General features: G+C 65.4%; 10 protein-coding genes and 1 pseudogene. 6 read left to right on the forward strand and 5 right to left on the reverse strand.

The window, feature by feature from the left end; all coding sequences use genetic code 11:
• Window positions 1-47 precede the first annotated feature (47 nt).
• The gene (locus LDZ26_RS06460; RefSeq protein WP_244848655.1) at window positions 48-1,103 is read right to left on the reverse strand and encodes an AI-2E family transporter; all 1,056 of its coding nucleotides are present in this window, start codon (window positions 1,101-1,103) and stop codon (window positions 48-50) included.
• A 225-nt stretch (window positions 1,104-1,328) separates the two neighbouring features.
• On the opposite strand from LDZ26_RS06460, the gene rarD reads away from it, so the two are divergent.
• Window positions 1,329-2,207 carry an EamA family transporter RarD gene (gene rarD / locus LDZ26_RS06465; RefSeq protein WP_244848656.1) on the forward strand — a complete coding sequence of 293 codons (879 nt, stop codon included), beginning with the start codon at window positions 1,329-1,331 and terminating at the stop codon, window positions 2,205-2,207.
• Between the two features lie 15 nt (window positions 2,208-2,222).
• Here rarD and LDZ26_RS06470 read toward each other — a convergent pair whose 3' ends face one another.
• On the reverse strand, window positions 2,223-3,218 hold the full coding sequence (locus LDZ26_RS06470) for an aldo/keto reductase (RefSeq protein ID WP_244848657.1): 996 nt from the start codon (window positions 3,216-3,218) through the stop codon (window positions 2,223-2,225).
• Window positions 3,219-3,288: 70 nt separating this feature from the next.
• Entirely contained in the window at window positions 3,289-4,674 is a 1,386-nt protein-coding gene (locus LDZ26_RS06475) for a DHA2 family efflux MFS transporter permease subunit (RefSeq protein ID WP_244848658.1), read from the reverse strand.
• 130 nt (window positions 4,675-4,804) lie between these two features.
• Between LDZ26_RS06475 and LDZ26_RS06480 the strand changes: the two genes are divergently transcribed.
• A complete protein-coding gene (locus LDZ26_RS06480) occupies window positions 4,805-5,665 on the forward strand; it encodes a LysR family transcriptional regulator (RefSeq protein ID WP_244848659.1) in 861 nt (286 codons plus the stop codon).
• A 183-nt stretch (window positions 5,666-5,848) separates the two neighbouring features.
• Complete coding sequence (locus LDZ26_RS06485) at window positions 5,849-7,459, forward strand: tannase/feruloyl esterase family alpha/beta hydrolase (RefSeq protein WP_244849035.1); 1,611 nt, start codon at window positions 5,849-5,851, stop codon at window positions 7,457-7,459.
• A gap of 12 nt (window positions 7,460-7,471) precedes the next feature.
• On the opposite strand, the gene LDZ26_RS06490 is transcribed toward LDZ26_RS06485, so the two are convergent.
• Entirely contained in the window at window positions 7,472-7,849 is a 378-nt protein-coding gene (locus LDZ26_RS06490) for a DUF2917 domain-containing protein (protein WP_244848660.1), read from the reverse strand.
• A gap of 272 nt (window positions 7,850-8,121) precedes the next feature.
• The gene (locus tag LDZ26_RS06495; RefSeq protein ID WP_244848661.1) at window positions 8,122-10,038 is read right to left on the reverse strand and encodes a hypothetical protein; all 1,917 of its coding nucleotides are present in this window, start codon (window positions 10,036-10,038) and stop codon (window positions 8,122-8,124) included.
• 421 nt (window positions 10,039-10,459) lie between these two features.
• Here LDZ26_RS06495 and LDZ26_RS06500 point away from each other — a divergent pair, with 421 nt between their 5' ends.
• From LDZ26_RS06500 to LDZ26_RS06510, 3 genes and pseudogenes are all read left to right on the forward strand, one after another.
• Entirely contained in the window at window positions 10,460-10,813 is a 354-nt protein-coding gene (locus LDZ26_RS06500; protein ID WP_244848662.1) for a YciI family protein, read from the forward strand.
• A 68-nt stretch (window positions 10,814-10,881) separates the two neighbouring features.
• On the forward strand, window positions 10,882-11,280 hold the full coding sequence (locus LDZ26_RS06505) for a VOC family protein (RefSeq protein ID WP_244849037.1): 399 nt from the start codon (window positions 10,882-10,884) through the stop codon (window positions 11,278-11,280).
• Window positions 11,281-11,354: 74 nt separating this feature from the next.
• Window positions 11,355-12,565 (forward strand): annotated as a pseudogene (locus tag LDZ26_RS06510) (RNA polymerase sigma factor).
• The last annotated feature ends 72 nt before the right edge of the window (window positions 12,566-12,637 follow it).

A 12,637-nucleotide genomic window follows, 5' to 3' on the forward strand; every position in this document is an offset into this window, starting at 1 on the left:
TGCGGGTTCAATGAGAAATGGCTCCTTCGTGGAGCCATTTTTCTTGGCTACTGCGGGTCCTCGTCCTGCGAAAAGATATCCCAGCTCGCCATGAACAGCGCCGCCACGAGCGGCCCGATCACGAAGCCGTTGATGCCGAATAACGCCATGCCGCCGAGCGTCGAGATCAGCACGACCCAGTCCGGCATCTTCGTGTCCTTGCCGACGAGGATCGGACGCAGCACGTTATCCACGAGCCCGATCACGACGACGCAGAACGCCACCAGCACGAGCCCGCGCCATATTTCGCCAGTCATGAAAAAGTACAGCGCGGCCGGTGCCCAGACGAGCGCCGCGCCCACCGCCGGCAACAGCGAGAGAAACGCCATCAGCACGCCCCATAGCAAGGAGCCGTTGATGCCGAGAATCCAGAAGATCAGCCCACCGAGAAAGCCCTGCACGGCGGCCACCGCGATGTTGCCCTTGACCGTCGCGCGCACGACGGTCGTGAACTTCGCGATCAGATGCTGCTTCGGCGCCGGGTCGAGCGGAAGCGCGCGGCGGATGCGTCGCCCGATCTCGACGCCATCGCGCAGCAGGAAAAACACGAGATAGAGCATCACGCCGAAGCTCACGATGAACTGGAACGTGTTCTGACCGATGAGCAGCGCCTGCGCCGCCGCGAACTGGCTGATGCGCGAGGCGCCTTCCATCAGCTTGCTCTGCACGCCGGGAATGTCGTCGAGGCCGTAACGCCCGAGCAGTTGCTGCACCGACGCCGGCAGCGCATGAAGCACATGCTGAAAGTACATGCCGAAGTTCAGATCGCCGCTCTTGATGCGCGTATAGACGAGCGCCACTTCCTGCACGAGCGTCACCGCGACCACCGACACCGGAATGATGACGATCAGAATGGCGGCAGCGAGCGTCGTGAGCGCGGCGAGGTTGCGGCGCTTGCCGAAGCGCACCGTCAGCCAGCGCTGCATCGGCTGAAAAAGCAGCGCGAGAATCGCGCCCCAGAAGATCGCGCCGAAGAAGGGCAAAAGCACCCAGCCGAGCGCGACGGTCACGACGAACAGCAGGATATGGAAGAAGCTCTGGTGAACGGACTGGTGGTTGTTCATTAGCGGCGACGGGAAAAGGCAAAAAGGGGCAGGGCGACGGTTAGCGGGCCATGCTAGCACGCGCTGTCGGCGCGCTTGCACGCACGCCTCGGAGCACGAAGCTCGCCTGACGTTCGCGAGATGCGCGTTTTCGGTCGTCCGCATCGACTAAAATCCGGCTTCCATTCCTTGCAGACGGCTTCCGGCCGCGTCCGGACGGCTTACATCTGCGTCACGCATCGAACCATGAATCCAGGCGTCGTCTACGCATTCGCGGCTTTTGCCATCTGGGGTCTTTTCCCGATCTACTTCAAGGCGCTGCATTCGATCGGCGCGATAGAAATGCTCGCGCACCGCATGGCGTGGTCGATGCTCTTTCTGCTGATCGTGCTGACCGCGCGCCGTCAATGGCAATGGCTCGTGCCCGTGCTGCGCGACAAGCGGCTCCTCGCGCGCTTCGCGGCGAGCGCGGTGCTGCTCTCCGCGAACTGGGGCATCTATATCTGGGCGGTGAACGCGGGGCGCATCGTCGAGGCGAGTCTCGGCTACTTCATCAATCCGCTCGTCAACGTGCTGTTCGGCATGGCGTTCCTGCACGAACGCCTGCGGCCGGTGCAGTGGATGGCCGTGATCGTGGCCGCGCTGGGCGTCGCTTGGCTCACATGGGTGAACGGCGCGCCGCCCTGGATCAGCTTCGCGCTGGCGCTCACGTTCGGCGGCTATGGCCTGCTGCGCAAGACGGCTTCGCTCGGCGCGCTCGAAGGCTTGACGCTCGAAACCATGCTGCTGTGTCCGGTCGCGCTGCTGTATCTGTTCGTGCTCGGCTCGCACGGAGCAAGCGGCTTCGCGCACGCGACCATCGGCGTAAAGCTGCTGCTCGCGGCGGCCGGACCGGTGACGGCCGTGCCGCTACTGCTGTTTGCCGCCGGCGCGCGGCGCATTCCGCTGTCCATGCTCGGGCTCATTCAATACATCACGCCGTCGCTGCAACTGCTGATCGGCGTGGCGATCTATCAGGAGGCGTTCGGGCACGATCAGCTGATCGGCTACGGCGCCATCTGGACCGCGCTCGCGCTGTATTCGCTAGAAGGCGTCTATTCGGCGCGGCGGGCGCGGGCAGCTTGAGCCGAACAGTGCTCTTTACCGCGATGCATCGCCCCAGCGGTATTCGACGGTCGCGTCGTCGAGCTTCGCCTTGATCTCCGGATCGAGCGGCTGATCGACGGCAGCGAGCGTATCGTCGAGTTGCTCAGGGCGGCTCGCGCCGATGATCGCCGATGTCACCGCGGGATTCTCCAGCACCCAAGCGAGCGACGTGTTCGCCATAGACCGCCCCGTCGGCGCGACGATTTCCTTCAGCTTCTCGATGGTCTGGAACTCGCGCTCGTGCCAGTAACGCTCCTGATACATCTCGCCCGCCTTGCCGACGGTCGCGGTGAAGCGTCCCTCGGAAGGCGCCGCGCCGTGCTTGTGCTTGCCGGTCAGCAGGCCGCCTGCGAGCGGGTTGTACGGAATCACGGCGAGCCCTTCTTCTATCGCTAGCGGCAGCAACTCGCGCTCGATCTGCCGGAACAGCAGGTTGTAGCGCGGCTGCACCGAGACGAAGCGCGCGGTACGCAGCACGTCGGCGCGGCCCAGCGTCCGCGCGAGCCGGTACGCCAGAAAATTCGACACGCCGATATAACGCGCCTTGCCGTGCCGCACGATCACGTCGAGCGCTTCCAGCGTTTCGTCGAGCGGCGTGTCGCGGTCGTCCATATGCAGCTGATACAGATCGACGTAATCGGTGTTCAGGCGTCTGAGCGACGCGTCGATGGCGTCGAGCAGGTGCTTGCGCGACGCGCCCTTGTTCCAGTCGAGCGGTCCCATCACGCCGACGGCCTTCGTCGCGAGGATGAACTGATCGCGCTTGCCGGAAAGCCATCGCCCGACGATCTCCTCCGTGCGGCCGACGATATCGTGCGTGCCGCCGAGCGGATAGACATCGGCGGTATCGATGAAATTCACGCCTGCCTCGCTCGCGCGGTCCATGATGCTGCGCGATACGTTCTCGTCGGTCTGCAGACCGAAAGTCATCGTGCCCAGGGTGAGACGCGATACGGTGAGTCCGGTGCTGCCGAATTTGCGGTATTGCACGGTTGCGCTCCAGAAGAAGGGAAGAAGGCGTGCGGCAACGGGCAGGATAGCCCGTACCGTGCGCGCCTGCTTATCGCGCAGCGGGCGTCGGCGCGGACGGTTGCGGCGCGGAATCGAGCCGGCGGAACACCGCGCCCGACAGCAGCGTGACCACGCCCATGCACACGAAGCTCAGTTTGAAGCCGAGCGACGCCGACCCGAAGTGTCCCTCAAAGACCTGCACGAGCGAGCCGCCGATCGACACGCCGAGGCCGATGGCGAGCATCTGCACCATCGAGAACAGGCTGTTGCCGCTGCCGGCGTCCTGCTTTGACAAGCCCTTGAGCGTGACGCTGTTCATCGCGGCGAACTGCATCGAGTTGCACGCGCCGAAGATCGCGAGAATTGTGATTTCGGCGGCGAGCGGCAATGACGGCGAGAAAGCCGCGAACGCGACGATCGACGCGCCGACGAGCGCCGTGTTGACCAACAGGAACGTGTCGTAGCCGTAACGCTTGACGAGCCGCGCGATCCAGCGCTTGGAGACGGTGCCCGCAATCGCGATGGGCAGCATCATGAGCCCGGAATGCAGCGGACTATAGCCGAGGTCCAGTTGCATCATGAGCGGCAGCAGAAACGGCACCGCGCTCGAACCGATGCGGCACAGCAGATTGCCGATCAGGCCGACGCTGAAATTGGGCTCGCGAAAAAGCGCGAGTTTGAAGAGCGGATTGCGCCGGTAACGCGCATACGGAATGTAGGCGAACGCGGACGCCGCCGCGACCGCGAAGAGCGCCGCCGACACCGCGCCGCGATGCGTTTGCACCGGGCTATCGAGCGCGAGCGAAAACGCGACCATGCACAGCGAGAGCAAGCCGCAGCCGATGAAGTCGAAGGGCGGCGCGTCGTGCAGCGTGTCGTGGGGCAGGAAACGCTGCACCGCATAGAGGCCGGCCGCGCCGATCGGGACGTTGATCAGGAAGATCCAGTGCCATGTGAAAGACTGGACGAACCAGCCGCCGAGCGTCGGGCCGAGAATCGGGCCGACTTGTCCGGCGACGGAAATCATCGCGAGCGCGGAGACATAGGCTTCGCCGCTGACGGCGCGCAACACCGCGAGGCGGCCGATCGGCAGCAGCATCGAGCCGCCGATGCCTTGCAGCACGCGCGCAAAGATGAGTTGGTTGAGCGAATGCGCGCCCGCGCAGGCGAGCGATCCGACGACGAACAAGCTGATCGACACGAAGTACACGCGCCGCGTGCCGAAGCGGTCGGCGAGCCAGCCGGAGGCGGGCGTGAGCAGCGCCATCGTGAGCGTGTACGCGACGACGATCGACTGCATCGCGAGCGGCGCGGCGTGCAGGTCCCGCGCGATGGAAGGCAGCGCCGTGTTGACGATCGTCGTATCGAGCGCCTGCATGAAAAAGCCCACGGCGACGATCCACAAAAGCGCCGTGTGCGAAGACTGTCTGGTCATGAGGGAGAGAGCGGGCAGTCGCGCTGGAACCGTTTTCAGCGCATGTGTGAAATCTTAGTGACTGCGGGCGTTATCGGGAACCCCGCTAACCGCATTGACTGTTATCGGCTTTGCCGATCACAATGCGCGGATGCTCAATCCGCTCTGGCTGAACACTTTCGCGACGGTGGCCGCGTCGCACAGTTTCACCGAAGCCGGGCGGCAACTCGGCTTGCGTCAATCCAGCGTGTCGGAGCATATCCGGCGCTTGGAAGAGAGCGTCGGCCGGCGGCTTTTCCTGCGCGACACGCACTCGCTCGCGCTCACCGCCGACGGCGAAGCCATGCTCGTCCACGCCCGCGTGATTCTCGAAGCGATGTCGCACGCCGAATCGCAGTTCCGCTCGCCTCGGCTGCGCGGACGCGTGCGGCTCGGCTCATCCGACGATCTCGCACTCGGACCGTTGCCGAGCGTGCTCGCCGCGTTTCGCGACTCGCATCCGGACGTGGAACTGGAAATCACCATCGGCATGACCGGGCGGCTGTATCAATTGGTCGACGCGGGCGAACTGGATCTCGCCGTCGGCAAGCGGCGTCTCGGCGATGCGCGCGGCACGCGGCTTTTCAGCGGGCGGCTGGAATGGCTCGCGAAGCCGGGAACCGTCGTCGATACAGCGCTGCCGCTGCCGCTCATTCTCGTCGCCGAGCCGAGCGTCACGCGCGCCGTCGTGCTCGATTCGCTCGCGATGACCGGCGCGCGCTGGCAAATGGTCTGCACGAGCAGCAGCCACGCGGGCTGCATCGCGGCGGCGCGCGGCGGGCTCGGGCTCACGGTGCGCTCGCACTTTCTGGCGGGCCGCGGGCTCGCGCCGCCGGTCAATCGCGCGGAGCTGCCGGATTTGCCCGAGGTGGAGTTCATCGCGTTCGGCGCGAAGCATCTGAGCCGGCCGGCGGAGACGCTGCTCCAGCTTCTGGAGACGAGCGATTTGCGCGGGGAGTGGGACGGGGAGTAGGGAATGCGGCGTGCTTTGGGCGGATCAATCACGTCGTGCCGCCGCAACGCCGGGCGGCGGCCCCGAATGGCTAACCCGAAACGCTTCTTATCTATTGAGCGGCCATTGAAGTATCCACTCCAGCCCGTGCTTTCTCTCCGCCGTCTTTTCCTTGCCGATGCCTCGCGCCGCGCGTGCCGGGCATTGCTCGTCGCCGCGCTTGCGTTCCTGCCGCTCTCGCGCGCGCACGCCGCCGCGTACGTGACCCGGCACTGCGATGACCTCGCCGGCAAGACGGTGCCCGCGTCGACCATCGGCCTGCCGACGCGCGGCGCGTTGATCGTCACGGCGTCGGCGGTCAAGGCGGCCGCGCCGGGCAATCGCAACGGCGAGTACTGCCGCGTGACCGGCATCATCCGCGCGATTCAGGAGACGACGCCCGACATCCGCTTCGAAGTGAACTTGCCGAGCCGCTGGAACGGGCGCGCGCTGCAAATGGGCGGCGGCGGCTACAACGGCGTGCTGGTTTCCGGCACCGAGCCGATGCCCTTCGCGCCCGATTCGACGCCGCTCGCGCGCGGCTATGCGACCTTCGGCTCGGACTCGGGGCATGTCGGCAATTCGGGGCGCGCGGATTTCGCGGTCAACGACGAAGCCATCGTCAATTTCGGCTTCGCGCACCTGAAGAAAACGCGCGATGTCGCGCTCGCGCTGATCGAAATGGGCTACGGACGTTTGCCCGACAAGATCTACTTCGCGGGCGGCTCGACGGGCGGACGCGAAGGCTTCACCGTCATCGAACGGTTTCCGAACGACTACGACGGCGTGATCGCCAACGCGCCCGCCATCAACTTTTCGGGCGTGCGGCTGCTCGGCGTGAAAGTAGGGCAGGCGTCCTACGCGAAGCCGGGCGGCTTCGTCGGGCTCGCGCAGCAACGGCGCGTGTACGAGACGGTGGTCCACGAATGCGACCGGCTCGACGGTCTCGCAGACGGCATCGTCGGCAATGTCGAAGCGTGCCGGCAACTGGAACCGCAGATCATCGCGTCGTTGCGCTGCGCGAACGGCCAGCGTCCTTCCCTGCGCGACAGCTGCCTCTCCGATGCGCAGCTCGGCACGCTGGAACTGCTGCGCGACGGTCTTTCGTTGCGTTATCCGCTTGCTTATGGCGTCGCGATGTATCCCGGCTACAACGTGTTCCAGGGCGTGGACTTCTCCGGCATGCTCGGCCTCGGCGATTCGGCCACGCTCCTGAACCCGCCGACGTTCGCCGCGAACGGCTATCTCTTCGCGCAGGGCGACGCGTATGTCCGCCACTTCGTCACGCGCGACGCGGCGGTGAGCGGACTCTCGTTCGATATCGACAATCCCGGCCGCTACCGGCAGCGGCTCGTCACGCTCGCCTACACGGTCGGCGCGATGAACCCGGATTTCTCCGCGTTCATCGCGCACGGCGGCAAGCTCGTCGCCATGCACGGCCTCGCCGACGAAGTCATCAGCCCGAACCAGACGATCGCGTTCTATCGCGGACTCGTCGAGCGATATGGTCAGGAGACCGTCGATTCGTTCATGCGGCTCTACATGGTGCCGGGCTTTCAGCACGGCAACGGCGTGTTCATTCCCGCATGGGACGAACTCGGCGCGCTCGACGAGTGGGTGACGAACGGCGTCGCGCCGGAGACGCTCATCGGCACGGACATCGCGCCGGCCACCAACGGACGCACGCGTCCCATCTGTCGATACCCCGGCTATCCGCGCTATCTCGGCAAGGGACGAGTGAACCTGGCCGCGAGCTTCCGCTGTACCGCGCCGTGACCGTGGCGCACATCAAAGCGCGTTCACCGCACGCGGCACGAACCGAGCGATGAAGCGCGACCACGCGGGCCTGACCTGCTGCGCGCGATACGAAGTCAGCGACACCTCGACCGCGCGCTCCGACTCCGACGACAGCCACACGCGTTCGCCGCGCGCAAGCCGCACGACATCGCCGGGCTTGAGCCAGTAATCGTAGGGGTCCTGATGACGCGTGAGCCATATCGAGGCATCGGCGCGCAAGTCGGCATCCCGCGCGAGCCGCCACGAGACCGTCTGATGCGGCAGCACCTCGACATACACGACCACGCGCGCGCCCGACGCATGCAGCTTGCCCGAGGCGACGCCGTGGCGCGCGCCACGCCCTTCCACCACTTGCGACAGCTCTTCCATCTTGCTCTCCTTGATTAGCCGAAGACGGAAGGCCAGGCACGCATGCAACAAAAAGGCCCCGTCTTGCGGCGGGGCCTTCGGAATCGACTTGCTTGCCTGTCTCGCTAGCGCACGCGTTCTCCCGATGACCCGCCGATGATGGCGTTCACTGGGTTTTTAATCGCGGCGATGGCGAGGGAAAGGATTGCGTGCATGAACGCAGTATCGATGCGAACGCGCGGCGCTGTCAATATCGCGATAGCGGGCGCGTTCGCATTCCTACGGCGCGGAGTTCACATGCCGGTGTAACCCTGAGGCTTCGTTGCGTTCTTCTTCGCGACATCCGCGTTGGTCGAAACGACGTACTGCGGCGACTCGGTGAGCGTGAGCGTCACCACGCCGTTCGTGTACGGCGCGCTCGACACGTTGCCCATCGCGTCGATCAGCTTGACCGTGCCGCTCGTGCCGGCTGCATCGACGTCGAGCTTGTAGGCAGTGCTGTAAGTCGTGCTGAATGCGCCGTTCGAAGCCGGCCACACCGCGTTGTTGTGCGTCCAGAGCGCGGTGATGACCTTGCCGTTGCCGAGCTGCTGGAACGCGTAGGCGTACACGCCGGAGGGCAGGTTGTTCACGGGACCGAGCGTGGTGGTGCCGTCGAGCACGCGGGTCATCGCGGCGACTTCCATCGCGGCCGGCTTCGGGCTGATGTTCGTCGTGCCGAACGCGGCCTGCGGATGATCCAGATCGAAGAACGTGCCGTAGCCCGGCTCGCCGGGGAAGTCCGGCCCGAAGAACACATAGGTCTGATCCGCGCCTTCGCCGAGCAGAATGATATGCGCGCGCGCGACGACCGCACCGTGCGCGAACAGAATGTTCGGCGTCGGATAGTTCGGACCGTAGTTCGCGCCGATGTCATAGCTGATGCCCGTCTCGGTCACGAAGAGCTTCATGTTCGGCTTGTAGTCCTTCGCCATTTCCGCGCGCAGGTTGCGCATCTCGTTGAGCAGCGAGTTCGCGGCATCGGCGGCGTTCGCGTCCGTGTGATGACGCTCCGGCGGATGCGACGGCGACGTGCCCGCATCGTAGTAACCATGCGTCGCGATGCCGTCGATATACTGCGCGAGGCCGAGCGGCGCGAGGCGCTTCAGGCGCTCGGTGGTGAGCGACGGGAACGGCTCGGCCGGACCCATCACGACCGCGTGCGGGTCCTTCGAATGCAGGCCCTGATACGCCGCCTTGTACAGCGCGACGAAGTTCACGTCCGTGTCCTTCCACAGGATGTACGGCTCCCACGTCACCTGATAGTAGTTCGCCGACATGGTCGGGTAGTAACGCGCGCGCATCGCCTCGGTTTCCTGTCCGACGCGGCCCATGTAGTTCGCGTAGTAGTTCAGGTCGTTCGGGATGTAGCTGTAGTCGGGGCTCAGGCCGTGCATGCTCGCGCCGCCCGGAATGCCGTCCAGACGGACGAGGCGCATGATCTTGCCGGACGTATAGAACGGGTCGAGGTTGTTGGCGTTCGGGTTGAAGGCGAAGCGGCCGTTCGGCTCCATCACGGACATCTGGCGGTCGTCGATCGTCGACGAGATGCCGAGCGCGGCGAGCATCGTGCCGTTGCCGTTGAAGCCCTGCATGCCGAAGCGATGCTGTTCCTGCTTCGCGTACGTGACGGCGGGGATCACGCCGCCGAGGTCCGGAATCACGCCGAAGGTGGCGATGCCGTTCGGGCGCGTGCCGGCCGTCTGCACCTGTCCGCCGTGATCGACGAGCGTCGCGGAAACCGCGAAATAACCGGCGAGCGTCGAGGAGCACGTGAGCGTGGTCTTCGTGGCCACTGCGGGCGCGGGGAAGCTGCCGCTCGCGACCGTCTTGCCGAGCGCATCGGCGATGGTCCACTTGAGCGTGTCGGCTGAAGCCGCGCGCGTCGTGATCGCCACCTGGAACTTCGTGCCGGCGGGGAACATGCGCGAGCCGTCGCTGCTCGGCGTGTCCGCCGTGATCTGTCCGCTGCCGCCCGAGGCTGCGGTTGCCGTGGGCGCGCCGCAGGTCATCGACTGCGCGCTCGCCGCCTTGGCGACCGCAGTCGGGTCGGCCGCCGTTGAACCGTCCGCTGCGTTCATGACGGAGGCGGGCGAAGAGGCGTCGTCGTTGCCGCCACAACCGGCGAGAGCGAGAACGAGCGTCGAAAGGAGGAAAGTATTCTTCTTCATGGATTCATATGCATGAACGGACGCGCGCAGGCGACCGGCGACGCCTTCGGCATCGGGTTCGGGACGGGCAGGGAACCGACGTATTCGCCTCTCCCGGCTTCGGGCCGGATCTCGAAGAAGCGAACGAATGCGCCGTCGTGATGGACAAGCGGACGTACAGCGGTGGCCACCGCCGCGCGACGCTCTACTGAGGGCATGCGACATCGGGCGGTACTAATTGCTTCTGCGCAATCGTCTTACCGGCCGACGGAGGCAAATACTACGGGATAATTCAGACAATGGCACGTAACAGCTGGTAACGTCTTGTAACGTAGGACAATTAGCCTTATTCATCATATCAATGAGCTGAACGTTCGAGGTTGCCGTCCGCGCGATGCCGGTTTAACTTTGTCGGCACATAACTTCACGAAAGGAGACCGCCGTGGCTTTTCTGTTGCTCATCGTTGAACCCGTCGATCAGCGCGCGCAGCGCACGGCCGAGGAAGGGCGGGAAGCGTACCGGCAAATGGTCGAGTTCGCCGACACACTGAAGGCACGCGGCGTCTTGCGCGCGTGCGAATCGCTGACGTCGCTCAAGGACGCGTCGCGCGTTTCCACAGTCAGAGGCGACGCGCGCGTCATCGACGGGCCGTTCGCGGAAGCGAAGGAAATGATCGGTGGCTTCTTCCTGCTCGATTGCGAGACGCACGCCGAAGCGGTGGCGATTGCCGCAGAGTGCCCGGCGGCGGCATGGTGCACGGTCGAGGTCCGCAAGCTCGGGCCGTGCTATCTGTGACGCGTGTCGATTTCCGCGTGCTTCGATCGTCGTTCGAACGACATCCCATGAAAACGGAGCTTCACGCCATGCACAAGCAGATCTTCGTGAACCTGGCGGTTCGCGACCTCAAGCAATCAATGACGTTTTTCAAGGCGCTCGGCCTTCACTTCAACCCCGCATTCACGAACGACGCCGCCGCGTGCCTCGTCATCGGCGAGAACATCTACGCGATGCTGCTGACCGAGGCGTTCTTCAAGACGTTCACGGACAAGACGCTCGTCGATGCGCACGAGAGCGTCGAGGCGCTCGTGTGCCTGTCATGCGAGAGCAGGGCGGAAGTGGACGAACTCGTGGCCAAAGCGGTGGCCGCGGGCGGCCGGACGCCGCGCGCCCCGCAGGATCACGGGTCCATGTACGGCCACGCGTTCGAAGACCTCGACGGCCACACCTGGGAACTGGTGCATATGGATCCGGAAGCGGCGTGAGCGCGTCGTCGGACGAACGCGATGCAGCGACGCGGCGGACCATCGAGGCGGTGTGGCGCATCGAATCGGCGAAAGTGATTGCGAGCGTGGCGCGCGTCGTGCATGACGTCGCGCTCGCGGAAGAGCTGGCGCAGGACGCGTTCGTCGCGGCGCTCGAGCACTGGAGCCGCGAAGGCGTGCCGGAGAAACCGGGAGCGTGGCTCATGACGACAGCGAAGAACCGGGCGCTCGACCGTCTGCGTCAGTACGCGCTGCACGCGCGCAAGCACGAGGAACTCGGCCGCGATCTGGACGCGCAGGAGCGGCACATCACGCCCGATTTCGTCGATTTCCTCGACGCCGCCCGCGACGACGACATCGGCGACGATCTGCTGCGGCTCGTGTTCACGGCCTGCCATCCGGTGCTGTCGCTGGATGCGCGCGTCGCGCTGACGCTGCGGCTCTTGGGCGGGCTCACGACGGACGAAATCGCGCGGGCGTTTCTCGCGCCGGAGCCGACGATCGCGCAGCGCATCGTGCGGGCCAAACGCGCGCTGTCGGCGGCGCGCGTGCCGTTCGAGGTGCCGAAGGCCGGCGAGCGCGCGGCGCGGCTGGCATCGGTGCTCGAAGTCATCTATCTCATTTTCAACGAGGGTTACTCGGCCACGGCCGGCGACGACTGGATGCGGCCCGCGCTGTGCGACGACGCGCTGCGGCTCGGCCGCATTCTCGCCGAACTGATGCCGCACGAAAGCGAGGTACACGGCCTCGTCGCGCTGATGGAGATTCAGGCATCGCGGATGAAGGCGCGCGTGGACCGTGAAGGCCGCCCGGTGCTGTTGCCGGATCAGGATCGCAGCCGCTGGGACCCGTTGCTGATTCAGCGCGGCTTCGCGGCGCTGCGGCGCGCGGCGGCGTTGGGCGGCGCGCGCGGCGTGTATGCGTTGCAGGCGGAGCTGGCGGCATGCCATGCGCGCGTGCCGAGCGCCGCCGAGACCGATTGGCCGATGATCGTCGCGCTTTACGATGCGCTGATGGACGTGGCGCCGACGCCGTGGTCGAGCTCAATCGCGCGGTCGCGGTGAGCATGGCGTCGGGGCCGGAGGCGGCGCTCGCGATCGTCGACCGGTTGCGGGAAGGTCCCGCATTGAAGAATTATCACTGGCTGCCCGGCGTGCGCGCGGATTTGCTGGCGCGGCTTGGTCGCATGGATGAAGCGCGGGATGAATTTGCGCGGGCGGCGGGGCTGGCGAGGAATGCGCGGGAGCGGGAGTTCTTGTTGGAGCGCAGTCGGACGCTTCGGTGAGTCGTCGCCGCGCCTATCCAATTTGACATAAGATAAATTAGCGCATTTTTATTTGTAGGTCCCAAGTTCAAA

The sequence above is a fragment of the Caballeronia sp. SL2Y3 genome, assembly GCF_022879575.1.
GTDB lineage: Bacteria > Pseudomonadota > Gammaproteobacteria > Burkholderiales > Burkholderiaceae > Caballeronia.

Bases quoted from the DNA above. Each gene is read 5' to 3' on its own strand.
- LDZ26_RS06460 (WP_244848655.1), bottom strand. From the start codon at position 1,103: ATGAACAACCACCAGTCCGTTCACCAGAGCTTCTTCCATATCCTGCTG.
- rarD (WP_244848656.1), top strand. From the start codon at position 1,329: ATGAATCCAGGCGTCGTCTACGCATTCGCGGCTTTTGCCATCTGGGGT.
- LDZ26_RS06475 (WP_244848658.1), bottom strand. From the start codon at position 4,674: ATGACCAGACAGTCTTCGCACACGGCGCTTTTGTGGATCGTCGCCGTG.
- LDZ26_RS06480 (WP_244848659.1), top strand. From the start codon at position 4,805: ATGCTCAATCCGCTCTGGCTGAACACTTTCGCGACGGTGGCCGCGTCG.
- LDZ26_RS06490 (WP_244848660.1), bottom strand. From the start codon at position 7,849: ATGGAAGAGCTGTCGCAAGTGGTGGAAGGGCGTGGCGCGCGCCACGGC.
- LDZ26_RS06495 (WP_244848661.1), bottom strand. From the start codon at position 10,038: ATGAAGAAGAATACTTTCCTCCTTTCGACGCTCGTTCTCGCTCTCGCC.
- LDZ26_RS06505 (WP_244849037.1), top strand. From the start codon at position 10,882: ATGCACAAGCAGATCTTCGTGAACCTGGCGGTTCGCGACCTCAAGCAA.